The sequence below is a fragment of the Halomonas sp. KAO genome, assembly GCF_015595025.1.
Taxonomy (GTDB): domain Bacteria; phylum Pseudomonadota; class Gammaproteobacteria; order Pseudomonadales; family Halomonadaceae; genus Halomonas.
Genome location: NZ_JADNRL010000025.1, coordinates 36,783 through 59,124, shown reverse-complemented (window position 1 = coordinate 59,124; position 22,342 = coordinate 36,783). Strand labels below are relative to the sequence as shown.

Annotated in this window: 25 protein-coding genes; 16 read left to right on the top strand and 9 right to left on the bottom strand. The window is 67.7% G+C overall.

Annotated features, from left to right (window positions below; all coding sequences use genetic code 11):
• A partial coding sequence (locus IOC61_RS12920) for an acetyl-CoA sensor PanZ family protein (RefSeq protein WP_195689202.1) occupies positions 1-439 on the bottom strand: 439 nt, incomplete at its 3' end.
• A 187-nt stretch (positions 440-626) separates the two neighbouring features.
• On the opposite strand from IOC61_RS12920, the gene hisB reads away from it, so the two are divergent.
• The 4 genes from hisB (at position 627) to hisF (ending at position 3,479) form a co-directional block, all read left to right on the top strand.
• Positions 627-1,220, top strand: a complete 594-nt coding sequence (gene hisB / locus IOC61_RS12915; protein WP_195689201.1) for an imidazoleglycerol-phosphate dehydratase HisB — start codon at positions 627-629, stop codon at positions 1,218-1,220.
• Positions 1,221-1,251: 31 nt separating this feature from the next.
• Positions 1,252-1,893, top strand: a complete 642-nt coding sequence (hisH, locus tag IOC61_RS12910; protein ID WP_195689200.1) for an imidazole glycerol phosphate synthase subunit HisH — start codon at positions 1,252-1,254, stop codon at positions 1,891-1,893.
• Between the two features lie 63 nt (positions 1,894-1,956).
• On the top strand, positions 1,957-2,703 hold the full coding sequence (gene hisA, locus IOC61_RS12905) for a 1-(5-phosphoribosyl)-5-[(5-phosphoribosylamino)methylideneamino]imidazole-4-carboxamide isomerase (RefSeq protein ID WP_195689199.1): 747 nt from the start codon (positions 1,957-1,959) through the stop codon (positions 2,701-2,703).
• A 2-nt stretch (positions 2,704-2,705) separates the two neighbouring features.
• A complete protein-coding gene (gene hisF / locus IOC61_RS12900) occupies positions 2,706-3,479 on the top strand; it encodes an imidazole glycerol phosphate synthase subunit HisF (protein WP_132043661.1) in 774 nt (257 codons plus the stop codon).
• An 11-nt stretch (positions 3,480-3,490) separates the two neighbouring features.
• On the opposite strand, the gene IOC61_RS12895 is transcribed toward hisF, so the two are convergent.
• The 7 genes from IOC61_RS12895 to IOC61_RS12865 all read right to left on the bottom strand — a co-directional run bounded on the left by IOC61_RS12895 (position 3,491) and on the right by IOC61_RS12865 (position 9,777).
• Positions 3,491-4,072: a YjaG family protein gene (locus IOC61_RS12895; RefSeq protein WP_195689198.1), complete on the bottom strand. Its 582-nt coding sequence runs from the start codon at positions 4,070-4,072 to the stop codon at positions 3,491-3,493.
• 186 nt (positions 4,073-4,258) lie between these two features.
• Entirely contained in the window at positions 4,259-4,552 is a 294-nt protein-coding gene (locus tag IOC61_RS12890) for an MGMT family protein (protein WP_195689197.1), read from the bottom strand.
• Between the two features lie 96 nt (positions 4,553-4,648).
• Positions 4,649-5,737 (bottom strand): tRNA 2-selenouridine(34) synthase MnmH, encoded by a 1,089-nt coding sequence (gene mnmH, locus IOC61_RS12885; protein ID WP_195689196.1) that lies wholly within the window; start codon positions 5,735-5,737, stop codon positions 4,649-4,651.
• Positions 5,734-6,771 (bottom strand): selenide, water dikinase SelD, encoded by a 1,038-nt coding sequence (gene selD / locus IOC61_RS12880; protein ID WP_195689195.1) that lies wholly within the window; start codon positions 6,769-6,771, stop codon positions 5,734-5,736. The genes mnmH and selD overlap by 4 nt, the downstream gene beginning before the upstream one ends.
• A gap of 50 nt (positions 6,772-6,821) precedes the next feature.
• The gene (radA, locus tag IOC61_RS12875) at positions 6,822-8,207 is read right to left on the bottom strand and encodes a DNA repair protein RadA (protein ID WP_195689194.1); all 1,386 of its coding nucleotides are present in this window, start codon (positions 8,205-8,207) and stop codon (positions 6,822-6,824) included.
• A gap of 123 nt (positions 8,208-8,330) precedes the next feature.
• Positions 8,331-8,780 carry a copper resistance protein NlpE N-terminal domain-containing protein gene (locus IOC61_RS12870; RefSeq protein ID WP_195689193.1) on the bottom strand — a complete coding sequence of 150 codons (450 nt, stop codon included), beginning with the start codon at positions 8,778-8,780 and terminating at the stop codon, positions 8,331-8,333.
• A gap of 97 nt (positions 8,781-8,877) precedes the next feature.
• Positions 8,878-9,777, bottom strand: a complete 900-nt coding sequence (locus tag IOC61_RS12865; protein WP_195689192.1) for an AEC family transporter — start codon at positions 9,775-9,777, stop codon at positions 8,878-8,880.
• A 109-nt stretch (positions 9,778-9,886) separates the two neighbouring features.
• On the opposite strand from IOC61_RS12865, the gene hisC reads away from it, so the two are divergent.
• Complete coding sequence (hisC, locus tag IOC61_RS12860; RefSeq protein WP_195689191.1) at positions 9,887-10,951, top strand: histidinol-phosphate transaminase; 1,065 nt, start codon at positions 9,887-9,889, stop codon at positions 10,949-10,951.
• 77 nt (positions 10,952-11,028) lie between these two features.
• On the opposite strand, the gene IOC61_RS12855 is transcribed toward hisC, so the two are convergent.
• Positions 11,029-11,823: an inositol monophosphatase family protein gene (locus IOC61_RS12855; protein ID WP_195689190.1), complete on the bottom strand. Its 795-nt coding sequence runs from the start codon at positions 11,821-11,823 to the stop codon at positions 11,029-11,031.
• Between the two features lie 156 nt (positions 11,824-11,979).
• On the opposite strand from IOC61_RS12855, the gene trmJ reads away from it, so the two are divergent.
• From trmJ to hisS, 11 genes are all read left to right on the top strand, one after another.
• Positions 11,980-12,729, top strand: coding sequence for a tRNA (cytosine(32)/uridine(32)-2'-O)-methyltransferase TrmJ (gene trmJ, locus IOC61_RS12850; protein WP_195689189.1), 750 nt, complete (start codon positions 11,980-11,982; stop codon positions 12,727-12,729).
• 386 nt (positions 12,730-13,115) lie between these two features.
• Positions 13,116-13,973, top strand: a complete 858-nt coding sequence (gene cysE, locus IOC61_RS12845; RefSeq protein WP_195689188.1) for a serine O-acetyltransferase — start codon at positions 13,116-13,118, stop codon at positions 13,971-13,973.
• Positions 13,974-14,071: 98 nt separating this feature from the next.
• Positions 14,072-14,542: a Fe-S cluster assembly transcriptional regulator IscR gene (gene iscR / locus IOC61_RS12840; RefSeq protein WP_195689321.1), complete on the top strand. Its 471-nt coding sequence runs from the start codon at positions 14,072-14,074 to the stop codon at positions 14,540-14,542.
• A 32-nt stretch (positions 14,543-14,574) separates the two neighbouring features.
• Positions 14,575-15,732, top strand: coding sequence for an IscS subfamily cysteine desulfurase (locus IOC61_RS12835; RefSeq protein WP_195689187.1), 1,158 nt, complete (start codon positions 14,575-14,577; stop codon positions 15,730-15,732).
• A 55-nt stretch (positions 15,733-15,787) separates the two neighbouring features.
• The gene (locus IOC61_RS12830) at positions 15,788-16,114 is read left to right on the top strand and encodes a HesB/IscA family protein (RefSeq protein WP_195689186.1); all 327 of its coding nucleotides are present in this window, start codon (positions 15,788-15,790) and stop codon (positions 16,112-16,114) included.
• A 232-nt stretch (positions 16,115-16,346) separates the two neighbouring features.
• Entirely contained in the window at positions 16,347-16,772 is a 426-nt protein-coding gene (gene ndk, locus IOC61_RS12825; protein WP_132043633.1) for a nucleoside-diphosphate kinase, read from the top strand.
• Positions 16,773-16,840: 68 nt separating this feature from the next.
• Positions 16,841-17,968: a 23S rRNA (adenine(2503)-C(2))-methyltransferase RlmN gene (gene rlmN / locus IOC61_RS12820; protein ID WP_195689185.1), complete on the top strand. Its 1,128-nt coding sequence runs from the start codon at positions 16,841-16,843 to the stop codon at positions 17,966-17,968.
• Positions 17,969-18,085: 117 nt separating this feature from the next.
• Entirely contained in the window at positions 18,086-18,835 is a 750-nt protein-coding gene (pilW, locus tag IOC61_RS12815; protein ID WP_195689184.1) for a type IV pilus biogenesis/stability protein PilW, read from the top strand.
• A gap of 29 nt (positions 18,836-18,864) precedes the next feature.
• Positions 18,865-19,872 carry a RodZ domain-containing protein gene (locus tag IOC61_RS12810; RefSeq protein ID WP_195689183.1) on the top strand — a complete coding sequence of 336 codons (1,008 nt, stop codon included), beginning with the start codon at positions 18,865-18,867 and terminating at the stop codon, positions 19,870-19,872.
• A gap of 10 nt (positions 19,873-19,882) precedes the next feature.
• Complete coding sequence (gene ispG / locus IOC61_RS12805; protein ID WP_161424011.1) at positions 19,883-20,998, top strand: flavodoxin-dependent (E)-4-hydroxy-3-methylbut-2-enyl-diphosphate synthase; 1,116 nt, start codon at positions 19,883-19,885, stop codon at positions 20,996-20,998.
• 28 nt (positions 20,999-21,026) lie between these two features.
• Entirely contained in the window at positions 21,027-22,337 is a 1,311-nt protein-coding gene (hisS, locus tag IOC61_RS12800) for a histidine--tRNA ligase (protein WP_267491313.1), read from the top strand.
• The last annotated feature ends 5 nt before the right edge of the window (positions 22,338-22,342 follow it).

Sequence of the window (22,342 nt, the reverse complement as noted above, 5' to 3'; positions counted from 1 at the left end):
GACGGCCCGGAAGAGCGAGTTCGTAATGGTCGCCACTGCGAGCGAGACGATAACCGAGCCGCGAGAGCATCAGCTGGTCGGCCATCTGCAGCTGGGCCACCTCGACACGCAGTGGCCTGCCCTCGGCACTGGCGGCCTCGGCGACCAGCGTCAGCAGACGCGAGCCGACGCCCCGGCGCCGAGTCGGCTTGCGCACGCAGAAGTGCGACAGCCACCAGGCCTCACCGTCATCCTGCAGCGCCATGGCGCCGATCAGGCGGTCATTGAAGCGGGCACACAGGAAGGCGCCCCCCGAGCTCAGGTGCTCTTCGATAAAGACGTCAGGGGGAGCCGGCAGACGCTCGGCGGGCGCGTCGGCATAGATTCGGGCCAGGTCGGTTCGGGCCTGGGCGTCCACGTCACAGGTGCCCCGGTCGACGGGGTGCAGTGTCACCGGCATAGCTGGTCTCCTGGGCCGGGGCAGCGTGGTTCGCCGCCGCGGAGGGGGCATTGTAGCGGATGGGGTCGGCGATTCTCTATAATGGCAGTTTTCCGGTGACGGGCGAGCCCCGCTGCCACCCTGTTTCCGCGGGCCGCCACCATCGGCAGCCCGCCTCGACATGCGCCCAGGCGCTGGAGTTGCCTCAATGTCCGAGCGTATCGCCACGGTCAGCCGTGACACCCAGGAGACCCGCATCAGCGTCACCATCAACCTCGATGGAAGCGGCAAGCTGACCTGCGAGACCGGCGTGCCCTTCCTCGATCACATGCTCGACCAGGTAGCCCGTCATGGCCTGGTCGACCTCGACATCAAGGCCGATGGTGACCTGCATATCGATGACCACCACACCGTCGAGGACCTGGGCATCACCCTCGGCCAGGCCTTCGCCAGGGCCATCGGTGACAAGCGCGGCATTCGCCGCTACGGCCACGCCTACGTGCCACTCGACGAGTCGCTTTCCCGGGTGGTCATCGATTTCTCGGGGCGCGCCGGCCTGTTCATGGACGTGGAGTTCACTCGCGCCGCCGTGGGCAGCCTCGACACCCAGCTGTTCTGGGAGTTCTTCCAGGGCTTCGTCAACCACGCCATGGTCACCCTGCATATCGACAACCTGAAGGGGTTCAACGCCCACCATCAGGCGGAGACCATCTTCAAGGCCTTTGGCCGTGCCCTGCGCATGGCCCTGGAGCCCGATCCGCGCATGGCCGGCCAGATGCCTTCCACCAAGGGCAGCCTGTGAGCCCCACGCACCACCCCACGAGGAGCGCCCCATGACCATTGCCGTCATCGATTACGGAATGGGCAACCTGCATTCCGTCGCCAAGGCACTGGAACACGTCACCCACGAGAACGTGGTGGTCACCCGCGACCCGCGCCGCATCCTCGGCGCCACCCGCCTGGTGCTGCCCGGCCAGGGTGCCATTCGCGACTGTATCGGTGAGCTGGAGAAGACCGAGCTGCGTGGCCTGGTGGAGGAGCTGCTGGCCAGCCAGGAGAAGCCGCTGCTGGGCATCTGCGTGGGCCAGCAGATGCTGCTCGACCACAGCGAGGAGAACGGTGGCATCGACTGCCTGGGCTTCCTCGGCGGTGAGGTAAAGCGTTTTCCCGCCGACATGCGCGATGGCCTGAACCAGCGCCTCAAGGTCCCCCATATGGGCTGGAACCTGGTTCACCAGCAGCGCGAGCATCCGCTGTGGGAGGGCATCGATCAGGACGAGCACTTCTACTTCGTGCACAGCTACTATGTGGCGGCCAGTGACGATGCCACGGTGTTCGGCACCACCGACTACGGCCGCACCCAGGCCCATGTGGCCATCGGCCGCGATGCCACCTTCGCCGTGCAGTTCCATCCCGAGAAGAGCTCGCGGGCCGGCCTCAGGCTGCTCGAGAACTTTATTCACTGGGCGCCCTAAGCCGCGCCAGGATCAACCGAGCGCCCCCAGCGGCGCCCGGCCCCGAATCCACAGGAGCCTGACATGCTGGTAATTCCCGCTATCGATCTCAAGGATGGTCAGTGCGTACGCCTCAAGCAGGGCCGCATGGACGATTCCACCACCTATGGCGATGACCCGGTGGCCATGGCCGAACGCTGGGTCGCCGCCGGCGCTCGTCGCCTGCACCTGGTGGACCTCAACGGCGCCTTCGAGGGCAAGCCGGTCAACGGCGAGGCGGTCACCGCCATCGCCCGGCGCTACCCCGACCTGCCGATCCAGATCGGCGGTGGCATCCGCTCCGCCGAGACCATCGAGCACTACCTCGCGGCCGGGGTCAGCTACGTGATCATCGGCACCAAGGCGGTCAAGGAGCCCGAGTTCGTCGGCGAGATGTGTCGCGCCTTCCCGGGCCACGTGATCGTCGGCCTCGACGCCCGCGACGGCTTCGTGGCCACCGATGGCTGGGCCGAGGTCTCCGAGGTCAAGGCCGTTGACCTGGCGAAGCGCTTTGCCGACGACGGCGTCTCGAGCATCGTCTACACCGATATCGCCCGGGACGGCATGCTGAATGGTGTCAATGTCGAGGCGACCGCGGCGCTTGCCCGCGACGGCGGGCTGCCGGTGATCGCCTCGGGCGGGGTGACCAACCTCGATGACCTGCGCGCCCTGGTAGCCGCCCGGGAGCCGGGCATCCTGGGCGCCATCACCGGGCGCGCCATCTACGAGGACACCCTGGACCTGGCCGAGGGTCAGCGGCTGTGCGACGAACTCGCCGGAAAAGGGAGCTGAACATGGGCCTCGCGAAACGCATCATCCCCTGTCTCGACGTCGACGCCGGCCGCGTGGTCAAGGGCGTCAACTTCATCGGCATCCGCGACGCCGGCGATCCGGTGGAGATCGCCCAGCGCTACAACCAGCAGGGCGCCGATGAGATCACCTTCCTCGACATCACCGCCAGCCACGAGGACCGCGACACCACCGTGGAGATGGTCGAGCGCATCGCCGGCGAGGTGTTCATCCCGCTGACCGTGGGCGGTGGCATTCGCAGCTGCGATGATATCCGCACCATGCTCAACGCCGGTGCCGACAAGGTCTCCATCAACACCGCCGCGGTCACCAACCCCGAGTTCGTTCGCGAGGCCAGCGAGCGCTTCGGCAGTCAGTGCATCGTGGTGGCCATCGATGCCAAGCGGGTTTCCGCCGAGGGCGAGGCGCCGCGCTGGGAGATCTTCACCCACGGCGGGCGCCGCCCCACCGGCCTGGATGCCGTGGAGTGGGCGAAGAAGATGGTGGAGTACGGCGCCGGCGAGCTGCTGCTGACCAGCATGGATCGCGACGGCACCAAGGCCGGCTTCGACCTGGGGGTGACCCGCGCCATCGCCGACGCCGTCAGCGTGCCGGTGATCGCCTCCGGCGGGGTCGGCACCCTCGACCACCTGGTGGAGGGCGTACGCGAAGGGGGAGCCGATGCGGTGCTCGCCGCCAGCATCTTCCACTTCGGCGAGTACACCATTCCCGAGGCCAAGCGCTATATGGCCGAGCGCGGCATAGAAATGCGCCTATAAGCCAGCCGGCGTCAGTCGGCCGACAGGCCGAGATTACTGACGCCCTCGTTGTGCCCCAGGCGGCGCAGGGCCTTGAGGGCGTCGCGATCCAGCACGCCCTCCTCCACCGCCTCCAGTGCCGCATCCTGGAAGTCATTCTCGTCTTCCATCAGCGGATGCTCGCGCACCAGCGCCGACAGGCGCTCGCCATCCTCCTCACCTTCGGTCAGCTCGATAAAGGCCCGCACGCCACCCCGCGAGGCGCGACTGACCTCCAGCACCGCTTCCGGCGCCTCGCCCTGCAGGGTGTCGAGCAGCGCCGAGAGAGCCGCCACCGTTTCGGTGGCACGCCGAGCCCCGAAGCTGTCATCACCCTCCGGCGGGGCCAGCTCGGCCAGCTTCTCGGCCTGTCGCTCGAAGTCGATCCTGGCCCCGGCAATCGCCAGTCGCTCCCACACCAGATCGAGAATGGCGCGCAGCCCCGTCGGGTTGCCCTGGCCGGCCGTCTGGGCATAGAGCGCATAGTTGGGCAGCAGTCGCTCGCACAGCGCCGCCATAAAGGCCTGCTGGCGGCGCGGCTCGAGGGCCTGCAGACGCTGAAAGAAACCGCTCATGGACTCTCCTTGGGCTTACATTATCAAAATCTCGCTGAACCACGAGGGGCGTCGGGGACAGGTCGCAGAGGAGGTCCTACGCCAGGGATGGCGTCGGTAGCGCCCAGGGACGGGTTCACAGCGCCTCCCCGATGGTCCGACACTTCGGGGCCTGTCCCCGAGAAAGCCCCGTTTGAGCGATATAACTCACGGCCACATTCGCTCCGCCGGAGCACGACCCCGGGCATCCAGCAGCACCCCCTCGGCGGCCAGGCGCTCGCGCTGCTCCGCGGCACCCGGATGGTCGGCCAGCCGGCGCGAGGCGGTGATGATGCGATACCAGGGCAGCGCGTGCCCCTCGGGCAGTTCGCGCAGGGCGCGGGCCACCAGCCGTGGCGTGGCACCCTCGGCCATGGCGGCGATGCGCCCATAGGTGGTCACCCGGCCGTGGGGAATCTCGGCGATCACGGTCAGGACCTGCTCTCTCCAGCTAGCCTGCATGTTGCCTCCGTCCGACGCCCCAACACCCTCTGCCTGGACAGGGCTCCCCATGCCCTGTTCCCGCTCTGCCTTTCCCGTCCTGCCTTGCCCTCTCCGCTACTGCGCCGACCACTCCCGCGCGAACGCAAGGCAGCTCTCCCAGTCGCCCACATGCAGAAAGTCGCCCGGGTCGCGCTTCTCCAGCTGGTGACGATACATGGGGTCATAGTATTCGGTCAGCAGTGGCGCCAGCCACGCCTCGTGGGCCTGGGAGTTGCCCCGCTCATGCTCGCGAAAGGCCAGCTCCTGGAGCCGTTGCAGCCGAGCCAGGCGCGCGCTGCCGAGGCGCTTGCGCAGCTTGGCCAGGGACTCCACCAGCTGCTTGCGCATCAGGGCCCAGCCCAGCCACTCGCCGAACTGTCGGTGATAGACCGACCACAGCGCCTCGATATAGTCACGGTGGATCTGCGCCAGACGCCAGTCCAGGGGCATCTCCACGCGTATCCGCGGGGCACGCTGCATCCCCTCCCAGAAGGCCTGGGGCAGGTTGGAGCCACCGATATGGCGAGACTCATCCTCCACCACCAGCGGGCCCGGCAGCGCCAGCAGGCGCAGACCCATGGCGTGCTCGAAGTCGATCTGGCTGGGAGCCTGCAGAGGGTGGCGGCCAAAGGCCGAGCCCTTGTGACGCGCGCACCCCTCCAGGTCCAGGCCGTTGTCCAGCGCCAGCACCAGATCGGTCTTGGCGCAGCCGGTGAGCCCGCCCACCACCAACAGCGGCTGCTCGGCGGCGGCATCGATGCGGGCACAGAGCGCCTGGCGCATCGCCTTCCAGCCGCCGCGGATACGTGGCCGGGTGATACCCGCCTCACGGATCCACTGCTGGGCGATCTGCGAGCGCAGGCCGCCACGAAAGCAGTAGACGATGGCATCGGGGTGCCGCTCGAGCTCCGCCTTCCAGGCCGCGACCCGGGCCGCCCTGACCTCGCCGCAGACCAGTCGCTCACCCAGGGCGATGGCCGCCGCCTGGCCACGCTGCTTGTATTCGATACCGACGAGGCGCCGCTCCTCGTTATCCATCAACGGCAGGTTGACCGCCCCGGGCAGGGCCCCCTGAATGAACTCCACGGGGGCACGCACATCGATAAGCCGCCGCCCCTCGCTCAGCAGCCCCGGGTCGGGGTCGACCAGCGGCAGCTCTCTCATCCACGCACCTCGATGCGCGCCGGGCCGCTGGCCTCGACGATCTCGCCGAAGGGCGCGAGAGTCAGGCCATGCTCACGGCCGATGCGCTCGACATCATCCTCCCAGGCCGGGTCCACGGCCAGCAGCAGGCCGCCGGAGGTCTGGGGGTCGCACAGCCACTGCCAGTGGGCCTCATCCATCTCGGGCAGGCTCTCGCCCAGCGCCTGGCGGTTGCGCAGGGTCCCCCCGGGCACCGCCCCCTTGCGCCGGTAGGCCTCGGCCTCGGCCAGCCGCGGCAGGCGACGGAAGTCGATACGCGCCGCCACCTCGCTGGCGGCACACACCTCGGCCAGATGCCCACCGAGCCCGAAGCCGGTGACATCGGTCATGGCATGCACTCCCGCCACCCGGGCCAGGTCCACGCCGATGCGATTGGAGCGCAGCATGGTCTCCCGGGCCAGGCCCTGGTGGCCGGGTTCGATCAGCCCCTTCTTCTCCGCCGTGGTCAGCAGGCCGACCCCCAGCGGCTTGGTCAGGAACAGCAGATCACCGGGCCTGGCGCCCTTGTTGAGCTTGAGATGATCGAGCTCGACGAGCCCGTTCACCGCCAGGCCGAAGATCGGCTCCGGGGCGTCGATGGAGTGGCCTCCGGCCAGGGCCAGCCCCAGCTCGCGGCACACCGCCTGGGCACCGGCCATCACGTCGCCGGCCACCTCGGCGGGCAGCTTGTCCAGCGGCCAGCCGAGGATGCCGAGCGCCATGACCGGGGTGCCGCCCATGGCGTAGATATCGCTGATGGCATTGGTGGCGGCGATGCGTCCGAAGTCGAAGGGGTCGTCGACGATGGGCATGAAGAAGTCGGTGGTCGCGATCATGCCGCGGCCATCGCCCAGATCGTAGACGGCGGCGTCCTCGCGGCCCTGGTTGCCGACGATCAGGCGCGAGTGGCTTGCGCCGGGGCCGGCCTTGGCCAGGATGTCGTCGAGTACGTCGGGGGCGATCTTGCAGCCGCAGCCGGCGCCGTGGCTGTACTGTGTCAGGCGGATGGCGCTCATCGGTTTCTCCTCGCTATCGGTGACGGGCATTCTAACACCAGAGACCCGGCTCACAGGGCCTCGAGGGCATCGGCAAGCTTGTCCACCGCGACGACCTCCATGCCCTCCGGGGCATGCCTGGGGGCATTGGCACGCGGCACGATGGCACGGGTGAAGCCATGCTTGGCGGCCTCGACGATACGCTCCTGGCCGCTCGGCACCGGGCGGATCTCGCCGGAAAGCCCCACCTCGCCGAACACCACCAGCTCACGCGGCAGCGGGCGGCTCTGCAGGCTGGAGACCACCGCCAGCAGCACCGCCAGGTCGGCGCTGGTCTCCAGCACCTTGACCCCGCCCACCACGTTGAGGAAGACATCCTGGTCACCGGTGAACAGGCCACCGTGGCGGTGCAGCACGGCAAGCAGCATTGCCAGGCGGTTGGCGTCGAGACCCACGGCGACCCGCCGCGGATTGCCCAGTGGCGAATCATCGAGCAGTGCCTGTACCTCCACCAGGATCGGCCGGGTGCCCTCCCATACCACCATCACCAGGCTGCCCGGCGCCTGCTCCTCGGTGCGCGAGAGGAAGATGGCACTGGGGTTCTTCACCTCCTTGAGGCCGTGCTCGAGCATGGCGAAGACCCCCAGTTCGTTGACCGCGCCGAAGCGGTTCTTCTGACCGCGCAGGGTACGAAAACGCGAGTCGGCGCCCCCCTCCAGCAACAGCGAGGCGTCGATCATGTGCTCCAGCACCTTGGGGCCGGCCAGGCTGCCATCCTTGGTCACATGCCCCACCAGCAGCAGCACGGTGTTGCTCTGCTTGGCGAAGCGCGTCAGCGCCGCCGCGGATTCGCGCACCTGGGCCACGCCGCCCGGGGCCGAGGCGATATCCTCCAGGTGCATGGTCTGGATGGAGTCGATGATCAGGATCTCGGGACGCTCGCGCTCGGCCACCGCCAGCACGGTCTCGACACTGGTCTCGGCCAGCATCTTCAGCCCCCGGGTAGGCAGCTGCAGTCGGTGGGCGCGCATGGCCACCTGGGAGAGCGACTCCTCGCCGGTGACATAAATCGAGGAGCGCTCCTGGGCCAGCTTGCAGGCGGTCTGCAGCAGCAGGGTCGACTTGCCCGCCCCGGGGTGGCCGCCCAGCAGCACCGCCGAGCCGGGCACCAGGCCCCCGCCCAGTACCCGGTCGAACTCGGCGAAGGTGGAAGAGAGGCGCGGCACCTCGCTGAGATCGACATTGCCCAGGTCGACCACTTCGCGAGTCAGGGCGCCGGCATAGCCGCCACGACCGCCGCCCGTCGCTGCCGCGGCGCTCGCGCCGCCGGGCCGTGCCGGAGCGAGACGCACCTCGCTGAGGGTGTTCCATTCGCGACAGCTTCCACACTGCCCCTGCCACTTGCGGTACTCGGCGCCGCATTCGGTACAGACGAAGGCGCTCTTTGCCTTGGCCATGGCATGTCTCATCGGTGGTTGGATCGTAGAAAGCCGCTTGGGCGAGGCGCGGCATCGGCCTCAACGGCAGGGGGCGGCCAAAAGGCCGCCCCCACCGGATCACCCAGCATCACTCGCCGGCGATTACTGTCGCTTGAGCTGCAGCATCTCGCTGTTCTGGAAGCGGCGACGCTCGGGGTCGATCAGCTCCAGGGTCTGGGGATCGAGGCGCAGGAAGTAGTAGATCTGCCCCTCGCCGTCAGGAGTCAGCTCGTAGACGGTGGCATCGGGCTCACTGGCGGTGCCGGCGAGCACCTCCCAGTTGCCGGCGTAGGTCTCGTCCGGGGGGCTCTGGGGGTGGCCACGGTAAGAGGCATTGAGCTCGAAGGTGCGCTCCGCGGCAGCGGCCTGCTCATCGCCGCGCATCAGCACATCGAGGTCGATACCATCACAGTTGCGACACGGCAGAGTTCCCTGATAACGCTCTTCGTCGGGCTCCACGGCGGCGCCACCCGGGCCACCGCCGGGACCGGCGGCACACCCGGCCAGCAGCGCGAGCAGGGCCGATCCGGCGAGCAAGGTCCTGATTTGCATATACGTCCTCCTGGGCAGTGGTCGTTGCTTCGTTTGGCACGGCGGCCTGACACACAGCATAACCGCTGATAGGGCCGGCGCACAGCTTCGCAGCATCTCAGCCGCCGACACCAGCATGCACGTGGGCAAAGACCAGCGCCAGCACCACCGGCATCACCACCAGCGAACCGAGGTTACCGATCAGCACCAGCGAGGCGACCTTGTGGGGCTCCTGGCGATACTGCTCGGCCACCAGATAGTTGAGCACCGCCGGCGGCAGGGCGCCAAACACCCAGAGTGCCGCGGCCTGCAGACCGGAGAGCCCCAGCAGCCAGATCAGCGGCGCGGCGAGCACCAGCCCCGAAAGGGGGCATAGCACGGCACCCAGCAGGCCGGTCTTCCAGTCCGAGAAATCGATATCGAGCATGCGCACGCCGAGTGCGAAGAGCAGCAGCGGAATGCACACCCCGCCGAGCATGTGCAGCGCCTCCAGCAGCCAGCCCGGCAGCGCCACGCCGAACAGGTTGACCGCAAGGCCGGCAAGGGTGGCCAGCACGATGGGCAGGCGCAGGAGCCGCAGCAGTGATGAGCCGGGGCGCAACATCCAGAGCCCCACCGTGAAGTGCAGCAGCATCTCGACGATAAACAGCACCACCGCCGCGGGCAGCGCCGCTTCTCCGAAGGCCAGCAGCAGCAGGGGAATTCCCATGTTGCCGGAGTTGTTGAACATCATCGGCGGCAGGAAGGTCTTCACCTCCAGGCCCAGGTGCCTGGCCAGCGGCCACAGCAGCAGCCCGGAGCCCAGCACCACCACGGTTCCGCCCAGCGCCAGCCCCAGGTACTCCTCCAGTGGCGCCTGGCCATCGGCCAGCACGGCGAACACCAGCATGGGCACGAACAGCTCCATGTTGAGCGTATTGAGGGTAGCGATATCGGGGTTGCGCAGGCGGCCATAGAGGGTGCCACACCCGGCGATCAGAAATACCGGCAGCAGGGTGGCAAGAATCTGGGCGGTCATCACGACGTCATTGTCATCAGGGAACAGGAGCCCCAGCCTAGCACGGCTTGCGCGGCCCGGCCGGGCGGGTCACCATGCTGGTATCCCCTCCATGACCCGAGCGAGAGCGATGAGCAAGTTCTGGAGCCCCGAGGTGCGCGAGCTGACCCCCTATATCCCGGGTGAGCAGCCCCGCGAGCAGCTGATCAAGCTGAACACCAACGAGAATCCCTATCCGCCGGCCCCCGGGGTCGGCGCCGTGCTGCGCGACTTCCCCAGCGACCATCTGCGTCGCTACCCGGACCCCGAATCCCGCGCCCTGCGCGAGGCGCTGGCCGAGGAGCTCGGCGTCGAGCCACAACAGGTGTTTGTGGGCAACGGCTCCGACGAGGTGCTGGCGCTGGCCTTCCAGGCCTTCTTCCGCCAGGGACGGCCGCTCGAGATGCCGGAGATCAGCTACAGCTTCTATCCGGTCTACTGCCGCCTCTACGGCATCGAGCGCCAGGCCCTGCCGCTGGCCACCGACTGGTCGGTGGACCTCGAGGCCTTCTCGGCCACGGCCGGCGGCACCATCTTCGCCAACCCCAACGCCCCCACCGGCCACGGTCATACCCGCGAGGCCCTCGCCACCCTGCTCGAGCGCATCACCGAGTCGGTGGTGCTGGTCGACGAGGCCTACGTGGACTTCGGGGGCGAGAGTGCGGTACCGCTGGTGGAGCGCTTCCCCAACCTGCTGGTCACCGGCACCTTCTCCAAGTCCCGCAGCCTGGCCGGCCTGCGTCTGGGCTATGCGGTAGGCTCCCGGGAGCTGATCGAGGGGCTGGAGCGGGTCAAGGACTCCTTCAACTCCTATCCAATCGATAGCCTGGCCAGCGCCGTGGCCATCGCCTCCCTGGCCGATCGCGAGCACTTCGCGGCATGCCGAGGGCGAGTGATCACCACCCGTGAGCGCACCCGCGACCGCCTCGAACGGCTCGGCTTCGAGGTGCTGCCCTCCCAGGCCAACTTCCTGCTGGTACATCACCCCGAGCATGATGCCGCCCAGCTGTTCGTGGGACTGCGCAAGCGCGGCATCCTGGTTCGCCACTTCAATACCGAGGCGCTGCGTGATCATCTGCGCATCAGCATCGGTACCGAGGATGAGATGACCAGCCTCACCGAGACCCTGGAGGCCCTCTGCCAGGCACCCGCCTGAGCCCGAAAACCGGATGCCAGAAACACGAAAGCCCCACGGTGCTCAGGCACCGTGGGGCTTTTCATGGGCTCACCCGCCTAGAAGTGCGGCTTGAGCTGCTGTACCAGCGCCTTGTAGAGGCGCGGACCGGCGGCCATCAGGCGGCCATCCGCCTCCACCAGGGGCTGACCATCCGGGGTGCCCATCAGTGCGCCGGCCTCCTTGAGCAGCAGGCTGCCGACATGCAGCTCCTGCTCCTCCAGACCCAGCACGAAGGCGGCATCGGCACGACCGGAAGCGAGCTCGGCGAGGTCGAGCAGGCCGCTGCCGGTGGCGCGCTGCATCTCGACAAGCGGGCCCAGCTGCTGCACCAGGGTCAGGTAAGCGGGCAGATGGCGGCTGCGCAGGGTGGCGTCGGGCAGACCCATGGCGATGCGCGTGCCGGTCACGGCATGACGGCCAGGCACACGGATGCGCTTGCCGTTGTGCTGGGCACCACGACCCCGGCTGGCCAGATATTCATCATCGCTGAAGGGGCAGATCACCACCGCATGCTCCGCACGCCCCTTGATCAGGCAGACCAGCGACAGCGCGAAGCCGGGGGCAGCCACCTCGAGGTTGGAGTAGCCATGGAAGGGTTCGATGCGCCACAGCACATCGCGCCCCTCGCCTTCACCCTCGCGGTGAGGCGTGAATCGACCGACGACGCCGTGCTGGGGATAACCGCGGGAGAGCTGACGCACGATCAACGTCTCGGCGTTGCGCGCGGCATCTTGCAGCAGGCGCTCGAGGTTGTGCTCTTGGTGGGAGTTCTCGATGCGCTCACGGATGCGCAGGAACTGTTCTCCGGCACTGCGAGCGGCGCGCAGCGCGTATTGGACCATCGGATGCATGATCGGGCCTTGGGGAGTCGGTGGTGTTAAAGAACGGGACGTTCACTCGAAACGATGTCGCGAATCCTAGCAGAAGCGCTCGGGACGCGCCATCCACGGCGGCGCTCGCATGCTAGACTGCGCCCCTAAACTTCCTGCAGCACCGGACCCTGACCCATGCTCGAGCGCATCCGAATCGTCCTGATCGGCACCAGCCACCCCGGCAATATCGGCGCCACCGCCCGCGCCATGCACAACATGGGCCTGGCCGACCTGAGCCTGGTGGCACCACGTTGTGAGCCGATCACCGCCGAGAGCGTATCGCGCGCCTCGGGTGCCGATCATCTGGTACACGCCGCCCGAGTGGTCGACACCCTGGAGGAGGCCGTCGCCGACTGCACCCTGACGGTAGGCGCCAGCGCCCGTTCGCGCACCCTCCCCTGGCCGATGCTCTCGCCACGAGAGGTGGGTGACCGCCTGCCCGGGGAGCTGGTCGAGCCAGATGCCCGGGTAGCGCTGGTATTCGGTCGCGAGGACAGCGGCCTGACCAATGCCGAGCTGCAGCGCTGTCATGCTCATGTGCACATCCCCACCAACCCCGACTTCAGCTCGCTGAACCTGGCCGCGGCGGTGCAGGTGCTCGCCTATGAATGCCGCCAGGCCTGGCTGACGAGTGAGCCCGCCGATACCGATGAGCCCACGAGCCCCGACCAGGTCCTGGCCAGCCATGCCGAGCTCGAGCACTACTTTGCCCACCTGGAGCGCACTCTCGTCGCCATCGGTTTCCATGACCCGGCCAGGCCTCGCCAGCTGATGGCCCGGCTGCGCCGCTTTACCCTTCGGGCCCGCCCCGAGCGCATGGAGCTCAATATCCTGCGCGGCATCCTCACGGAGACCGAGAAGCTCGCCCCGCCACGCGATGACTGAAAAGGCAAAGCACCGGTGAAAAGCCCCAGCGCGATCGCAGTTACCAACACGGTGATCGTGAAAGGCGCCGGGGACAGGTCGCAGAGGGGGTCCGAGGACCAGGGGGTGAGGAGCACGGCTCCGAACGGGCTGGCCATGGATGGCCAGCACCGGACCTGCAAGCGGAGCGGGACGCGAGAGCGCCGCAGGGCCGAGGTAGCCTACAGGGAAGTACTCGTAGCGCCCCTCGACGGCCTGTCGCCGGAACAGCCTTAAGCGCAGCTGCCATCTACGATAGCCCTGCGAAAAACCCCGATCCGCCTTGAAGGCCTTCACCGGCGCCCCCACACTAAAATGACCATCCGCGGCGGCTGCCGCCCTGCCCATCCAAGCCCAAGGACCGCTGCATGTTTCAACGCCTGCGTGAGGACATCAACAGCGTTTTCGACCGTGACCCGGCGGCGCGCAACTTCCTCGAAGTGCTGACCAACTACCCGGGCCTGCACGCCCTGCTGCTCCATCGCCTGAGCCATCGCCTGTGGCGCGCCAACCTGCGCTGGCTGGCCCGCAGCCTCTCCACCTTCTCGCGCTGGCTCACCGGCATCGAGATCCACCCGGGGGCCACCATCGGTCGGCGCTTCTTCATCGACCACGGCATGGGCGTGGTGATCGGCGAGACCGCCAGGGTGGGCGACGACGTCACCCTCTACCAGGGAGTGACCCTGGGCGGCACCAGCTGGAACAAGGGCAAGCGCCACCCCACCCTGGAGGATGGCGTGATCGTCGGTGCCGGCGCCAAGATCCTCGGCCCCTTCAGCGTCGGCACCGGCGCCAAGATCGGCTCCAACGCCGTGGTTACCAAGGAGGTACCGGCCGGCGCCACCGTGGTGGGCATACCCGGCAAGATCGTCAAGCGCGAGGAGCCGGATACCGCCGACACCCTGGACGTCGATCCGGGTCGCCGCGAGGCGATTCGTCGCAAGTTTGGCTTCGACGCCTACGGGGTCAGCGAGGATATGCCCGACCCGGTGGCGCGCTCCATCCAGGCGATGCTCGATCATATGCACGCCGTGGATGAGCGTCTCGAGCGCATGTGCCAGACCCTGCGCAAGGTCGACGCCAGCTACCGTGCCGGGGAGATGCCCGAGCTGCGCGACGAGGACTTCGCCGAGGTACTCGACGACCCCTGCAAGACCCCCGAGAAGGCCCCTGCCTCCGAAGACAGGCGCGATCGGGCCGACGAAGGGGCCGGCACGAATGGTTGACCTTGTCACTCGGTCTTTCCCATAATGCCGTTTCGACCCGCGCGCTCCCCAGCGAGCCGATGATGACCCAACGCCGCTCCGGCGGTGCCGAGGACGCCATGCGCCTGACCACCAAGGGACGCTACGCCGTCACCGCCATGCTCGACCTGGCCATGAATGCCCATAGCGGGCCCATCTGCCTGGCCGATATCTCACGGCGCCAGGAGATCTCGCTCTCCTACCTCGAGCAACTGTTCGCTCGCCTGCGCCGCGGCGGACTGGTGAAGAGCGTGCGCGGCCCTGGCGGCGGCTATCTGCTGGCCCAGGAGCCGGAAGCGATCTCCGTGGCCCGGGTGATCGACGCCGTGGATGAGTCGGTGGATGCCACCAGATGCGGTGGCCTTTCCGACTGCCAGCAGGGGGATACCTGCCTTACTCACCATCTGTGGTGCGAGCTGTCGGAACATATCCACGGCTTCCTGGACGGCGTCACCCTCGGCCAGCTGGCCGACCGCCAGGAGATCCAGCGGATCGCCGGCCGTCAACGTCGTCGCCTCGATGGTGACGGCATCCTCGCCTCGGCGACGTGATCGCCAGGCCGAACTCGAGACTATCCGAGGCCATGACCACACCCGTCTATCTCGACTACGCCGCCACCACCCCCGTCGACCCCCGAGTCGCCGAGCTGATGGCGCGCCACCTGACCCTCGATGGCATCTTCGCCAACCCCGCCTCGCGCAGCCATATGCTGGGCTGGCAGGCCGAGCAGGCGGTAGAGAATGCCCGTCGTCAGGTGGCCGACTTGATCGGCGCCGACCCTCGCGAGATCGTCTGGACCAGCGGCGCCACCGAGGCCGACAACCTGGCCCTGACCGGCTTCCTGCGTGCCAACCGCCACCGCGGCCGCCACCTGATCACCTCGGTGATCGAGCACAAGGCGGTGGTGGATACCGCCCACGCCCTGGAGGCCGAGGGCTTCGACGTCACCTGGTTGACGCCGGCCCACGACGGCCGAATCAGCCCGGCACAGCTGCGTGAGGCGATGCGCGAGGACACCGTGCTGGTATCGCTGATGGCGGTGAACAACGAGCTGGGAGTGATCCACGACCTGGCGGCCCTGAGCGAGGTGGCCCACGCCGGCGGCGCCGCCTTCCACGTCGATGCCGCCCAGGCGGTAGGCCGCCTGGAGCTCGATGTACAGCGCCTCGGCATCGACCTGATGTCGCTCTCCGGGCACAAGGCCTACGGACCCAAGGGCGTCGGCGCCCTCTATGTGAGGCGCCACCCCGATATTCGACTGGAGGCGTTGATTCACGGCGGCGGCCACGAGCGTGGCATGCGCTCCGGCACCCTGCCGACCCACCAGATCGTCGGCATGGGCGAGGCCTTCGCCCTCGCCGGCACCGAGGGTGCCGCCGACCAGGCGCGCATCGAGTCGCTGCGCGACCGCTTGCTCGACGGGCTCGCCGACCTCGACGGCATCCACTGCAACACTGCACTGGAAGCCTCCGTGCCCAATATTCTCAATCTGGCCTTCACGGGCGTGGAGGGCGAGTCGCTATTGATGGCACTGCGCGATATCGCCCTCTCCACCGGCTCGGCATGCAACTCGGCGAGCGTGGAGCCATCCTATGTACTGAAGGGCATCGGGCTACCGCGGGCGCTGGCGCTCGCCTCGCTGCGCTTCAGCTTCGGACGCTTCACTACCGAGGCCGACATCGACCGGGCCCTGGAGGCCTTGCGCCACGCCCTGATCGGCCTGCGCCGCCAGGCCAGATGACGCGCTCATGACTGGCGCACCCCCTGCAACAGCATTCACAACAGGAGAGAGACCCATGTCGCATCTCACCATCACCGACGCCGCCGCCGAGCAGATTCGTCGGGTACTCGACGAGCGCGGCCAGGGCCTTGGACTGCGTGTGTCGGTCAAGCCCAGTGGCTGTTCCGGCTACAGCTACGTGCTCGACTTCGCCGACGAGGCGGCCAATGACGACACCTGCTTCGAGGAGCATGGGGTCAAGGTCTTCGTCGCGCCCGACGCCCTGGAGATGCTCGATGGCAGCGAGGTCGACTACGTCAACGAGGGGCTCAACCGCTATTTCCGCTTCAATAACCCCAACGTCAAGGATGAATGCGGCTGCGGTGAGAGCTTCACCGTCTAGGCCTGTCACCGAAACGACCTCGACCGGTTCGACCAGCGGCTGACCACCCAGAGGCGGCGACGATTGTTCAACGCCGCCCCGGGACGCTATAATCCCGCCCAGTCGGCGCACCGCCGAACCACCGGACGCCGAGCCGCATCACCCGATTCACCGCGCCGCCCTGCTTGCCGCAAGCCAGAGGGCGGCGCGGCGCTATCCATCGATATCCATCACCCCTACTGGAGACAAGCCCATGGCTACCCAGCGCACCCTGTCCATCATCAAGCCCGACGCCGTCGCCAAGAACGCCATCGGCGAGATCATCTCCCGCTTCGAGAAGGCCGGCCTTCAGGTCGTGGCCGCCAAGATGCTCAAGCTGGACGACGACAAGGCCGGCGGCTTCTACGCCGAGCACAAGGAGCGCCCCTTCTTCAAGGATCTGGTCGGCTTCATGACCTCCGGCCCGGTGGTCGTGCAGGTGCTCGAGGGCGACGACGCCATCGCCAAGAACCGTGAGCTGATGGGTGCCACCAACCCCAAGGAAGCCGCGCCGGGCACCATCCGCGCCGACTTCGCCGAGACCATCGACGCCAATGCCGTGCACGGCTCCGACTCCCCCGAGTCCGCCGAGCGCGAGATCGCCTACTTCTTCGGCGCCGACGAGATCTGCCCGCGCTGATCGAGACTCCGGGCGGGGCCCTGTCCCCGCCTCCCCTGCGCTCCCCCTTCCCCGACCCGCTGAACGCCATGACCGCTGAAACCGCACCCCAGAAGACCAACCTGCTCGGCATGTCCCGCCAGGAGATGGAGGCCTTCTTCCTCTCCATCGGCGAGAAGAAGTTTCGCGCCGCCCAGGTAATGAAGTGGATCCACCACGAGGGCTGTGATGACTTCGCGGCCATGACCAACCTTTCCAAGGCGCTGCGTGAAAGGCTCGCCGAGGTGGCCGAGATTCGCGGCCCCGGCGTGGTCTACGAGGGCACCTCCAACGATGGAACCCGCAAGTGGGTGCTGGAGGTCGAGGACGGCAGCTACGTGGAAACGGTGCTGATCCCTGCCGATAACGGCAAGCGCCGCACCCTGTGTGTCTCTTCCCAGGTGGGCTGCTCGCTGGACTGCAGCTTCTGCTCCACCGGCAAGCAGGGCTTCCAGCGCAATCTCAGCGCCGCCGAGATCATCGGCCAGGTCTGGGTGGCCCAGCGCAGTGTGGGCCCGCGCAGGGATACCGCCAACCGTCCGGTCACCAACGTGGTGATGATGGGCATGGGCGAACCCCTGCTGAACTACGACAACGTCGTGCCGGCCATGAAGCTGATGCTCGACGATGACGGTTACGGCCTCTCCAAGCGCCGTGTCACGCTCTCCACCTCCGGCGTGGTGCCGATGCTCGACAAGCTCGGCGACGAGCTCGACGTGAGCCTGGCCATCTCGCTGCACGCTGCCAACGACGAGCTGCGCAACGAACTGGTGCCGCTCAACCGCAAGTACAACATTCGCACCCTGCTGGATGCCTGCCAGCGCTATCTGGCCAAGTGCGACGACACCCGCGTGGTCACCATCGAATACACGGTGATCAAGGGGGTCAACGACCAGCAGGGGCACGCCCGCCAGCTCGCCGAGCTGCTGCGTGAGCTGCCATGCAAGATCAACCTGATCCCTTTCAACCCCTTCCCCCATTCGGGCTACGAGACACCGTCACGCAACCAAGTGGTGCGTTTCCAGCAGTGGCTCTATGAGCTGGGCTACACCGCGCCGATCCGCTCTCCGCGGGGCGACGACATCGATGCGGCCTGTGGTCAGCTGGTGGGCCGGGTGAAGGACCGTACCCGTCGGCACGAGCGCTATATCAAGTCGATCCAGCTCGACGCCGACTGAAGGGGCCACCTTGACTTCAACCGGGCACAACGCTTTGATGGGTCCCTGCCTCCCTCCGGCTTCCGTCAGTCCGCGGCACACCGCCGGTGGGAGCCTGTCGATCCTGGGGAGGAGTTCATGATACGCCGCCCACGCCTCACCGGAAGCTCGCTGCTGCCTCTGGCCGCCCTGCTGGGCAGCCTGTGGCTGGCCGGCTGCGCCACCCAGTCACAGGGGATCGCCTCCGCGGAGAGCGAGACCAGCCCGGCCGACGCCTACACCCAGCTCGGCGTCGCCTATCTGGAGCGCAACAACCTGCGGCGCGCCATGGGGGCACTGGACCGGGCGCTGGAGATCGCTCCCGATGATCCCGAGGCGCTGCAGGCCATGGCCATGGTCTATCAGCGCCAGGGCGAAGAGACGCTGGCCGACGAGACCTTCCGCCGGGCGCTGATGGCCGACGCCGACTTCACCCGGGCTCGCAACAACTATGCGGCGTTCCTCTACGCGCGCGGTCGCGTGCGTGAGGCCTGTGAACAGCTCGAGCGAGCCTCGAAGGATGCCCAGTACCCCAACCGAGCCCAGCTGTTCGCCAACCTCGGGCAGTGTCATCGTGAGCTCGGCGAGGTGCAGGAGGCGCGGCAGAACCTGCTCCGTGCCCAGGAGATCGACCCACGCGCTCCGCGCAGCTACTTCACCCTGGCCGAACTGGAGTACGCCGAGAACCAACTGCCCCAGGCACGAGCACAGATCGAGGCCTTCATGCGCCTGGCCGGCCCGCGCCCTGAAGCGCTGAGGCTGGCCGGCGACATCGCCAGGGCCCAGGGCGACGGCACCACTGCCGCCTTCTATACCCAACAGCTGGAGGGGCGTGGCACCACGCCCTGACCCGAGAACGCCACCAAGGATGCGCCGCCATGAGCGACCCCCATGAACAGGACCTGCATGCTGATGCCACGGCCTCGCCCGGCGAGCAGCTGCGGCGTGAACGCGAGAGTCAGGGCCTTTCCCTCTCCGAGGTGGCCGGTGCGCTCAACCTGAGGCCGGCGGTGATCCGTGGCCTCGAGGAGGACAGCTACGAGGAGGTGCCGATCGCCACCTATCGGCGCGGCTACCTGCGCGCCTATGCGCACCTGCTCGGAATCGACGATACCCCGGTCCTGGAGGCCTATCGCGCCCGCTTCGGCAGACATGACGCCGCCCAGCGCCAGGTCACACCGGTTCAGATCAGCAAGCCCCCCTCTCGTCTGGGCGCCTGGCTGTTTCGGCTGGTCTCCCTGCTGGTTCTGGCCGGCCTGATCGGCCTGACCCTGATGTGGTGGCAGAGCCGCGGCGGGGGCGAGCCGCCGAGCATCGGCGAGAGCGACCCGGTTGCCGTCGACCGGCTCGATGGTACCGCCAGCGTGACCGAATCCGAGACGTTGGCCACTGCCGAACCGGACAGCCTGCCGCCGCTGCCCGACGAGACTGCGGCGGCGGGGCAGGCCCCTGCCGAGAGCCCCACCGAGGCCGCCGAAGGTACCTTGCAGGAGAGCAGCGCCTCCTCGGTCACGCCGGATCGGGATATCGAGGAACTCGCCGACGCCGAGACACAGGAGCCGACCAGCGCCGAAGCCACTGGCGAGCCGGAGGCAGACGCCGACTCCACCGCCGGCAGCGAGCCGAGTGCTGCGCCGGCCGATGCCGGCCGCCTGGTGTTTACCTTCAACGAGCAGTCATGGACCGAGGTCTTCGACGCCACCAACCAGCGCGTCTTCGTTGGCCTGCAGGAACCCGGCACCACGGCCACCGTCGAAGGCGAGCCGCCCTTCCGCCTTACCGTGGGCAACGCTTCCGGTGTCGAGCTGGTCTGGCAGGGCGAAAGCATAGACCTCGCCGAGCGCGCCGGTGCCAGCAATGTCGCCCGCTTCACCCTGGGAGAATGATTCCGTCACCATGCACGCACAATCCCCTATCGTCCGTCGCAAGTCACGCCAGATCCACGTCGGCAGGGTAGCCGTCGGGGGCGATGCCCCCATCTCGGTGCAGAGCATGACCAATACCGACACCCTGGATGTGGCCGCCACCGTGGCGCAGATCCGCCAGCTCGAGACCGCCGGTGCCGATATCGTGCGCGTCTCGGTACCCGACATGGAGGCCGCCGAGGCCTTCGGTCGCATCAAGCGCGAGGTCGAGGTACCGCTGGTCGCCGACATCCACTTCGACTACAAGATCGCCCTGCGCGTCGCCGAGCTGGGCGTCGATTGCCTGCGTATCAACCCCGGCAATATCGGCCGCGAGGATCGCGTACGCGCGGTTGTCTCGGCGGCCCGCGATAACGGCATCCCGATCCGCATCGGCGTCAACGCCGGCTCGCTGGAGAAGGACCTGCAGAAGAAGTATGGCGAGCCCACGCCGGCGGCCCTGGTCGAGTCGGCCATGCGTCATATCGACCACCTCGAGCGCCTCGACTTCCCGGACTTCAAGGTCAGCGTCAAGGCCTCCGACGTCTTCATGGCGGTGGCCGCCTACCGTGATCTGGCCACGCGCATCGAGCAGCCGCTGCACCTCGGCATCACCGAGGCCGGTGGACTGCGCTCGGGCACCGTCAAGTCGTCGATTGGCCTTGGCATGCTGCTGATGGACGGCATCGGCGACACCATCCGCGTGTCGCTCGCCGCCGACCCGGTAGAGGAGATCAAGGTCGGCTTCGACATGCTCAAGAGCCTGCGCCTGCGCTCCAAGGGCATCAACTTCATCGCCTGCCCCAGCTGCTCGCGCCAGAACTTCGATGTTATCGGCACCATGAATGCCCTGGAGGAGCGCCTCGAGGACATCATGACGCCCCTCGATGTGTCGGTGATCGGCTGCGTGGTCAACGGCCCGGGCGAGGCCAAGGAGACCGATATCGGCCTCACCGGCGGCTCCCCGGCCAACCTCGTCTATATCGACGGCAAGCCGGCTTCCAAGCTGCGCAACGACCACCTGGTCGACGACCTCGAGCGATTGATCCGCGACAAGGTGCGCGAGAAAGAGCAGACCGAACAGGACGTGATCGCCCGCGACGCCTGAGTCGCCGGCATCCATCAAGGAGCCACCGTTGAGCAAGTCCCAAGCAAGTTCCAAGGCGCCAGCCAAGAAGATCCAGGCCATTCGTGGCATGAACGACCTGCTGCCGGAGCAGTCCGCCCTGTGGCAGTACTTCGAAGGCAAGGTCCGCGATCTTATGGCCCGTTACGGCTATGCCGAGATCCGCACCCCTATCGTCGAGCAGACCGCACTGTTCTCCCGCTCCATCGGCGAAGTGACCGATATCGTCGAGAAGGAGATGTATACCTTCGCGGATCGCAACGGAGACAGCCTGACCCTGCGCCCCGAGGGCACGGCGAGCTGCGTGCGCGCCGCCATGGAGCATGGCCTGCTGCACAACCAGACCCAGCGCCTGTGGTACCAGGGACCGATGTTCCGCCACGAGCGCCCCCAGAAGGGGCGCTACCGCCAGTTCCATCAGGTCGGCGTGGAGAGCTTCGGTCTCGAGGGGCCGGATATCGACGCCGAGCTGATCCTGCTCTCGGCACGCCTGTGGCGCGAGCTGGGGCTGATGGAGCATGTCACCCTGGAGCTCAACTCCCTGGGCTCCTCCGAGGCTCGCGCCGCCTACCGCGACACCCTGGTGGCCTACTTCGAGCAGCATCACGAGCTGCTGGATGAAGACTCCCGGCGCCGCCTCACCAGCAATCCGCTACGCATCCTCGACTCCAAGAACCCTGAGATGGCCGAGATGCTGGCCGGCGCTCCCCAGCTGCTCGATCATCTGGACGCCGAGTCCCGCGAGCACTTCGCGTCGCTCCGCGCCCTGCTCGATGCCGCCGGCATCGACTACGTGATCAACCCGCGCCTGGTGCGCGGTCTCGACTACTACAGTCGCACCGTCTTCGAGTGGACCACCCGCGCGCTCGGCAGCCAGGGCACGGTATGTGCCGGCGGCCGCTACGACGGCCTGGTGGAACAGCTGGGGGGCAAGCCGACCCCGGCGGTAGGTTTCGCCATGGGCATCGAACGCCTGGTGCTGCTGCTCGAGACCCTTGAACTGATTCCCGATGCCGCCCGCGGCGAACTCGACCTCTATGTGCTGCCCATGGACGATGCCGCGGCCGGCGCCGCCCTGCAGCTGGTCGAGCGGCTGCGTGGCGAGATGCCGACCCTGCGTGCCCAGCTGCACTGTGGTGGCGGCAGCTTCAAGAGCCGGATCAAGAAGGCCGACCGCAGCGGCGCTCGCCTGGCCCTGCTGCTCGGCGAGGACGAGCTTGCCCGCGGCACCGCGACCCTGAAGTTCCTGCGCGAGGAGCGTGACCAGCGCAGCCTGGCCCGGGATGCCCTGGTCGACGAGCTGCGCGATCTGCTGGCCTGAAGGCC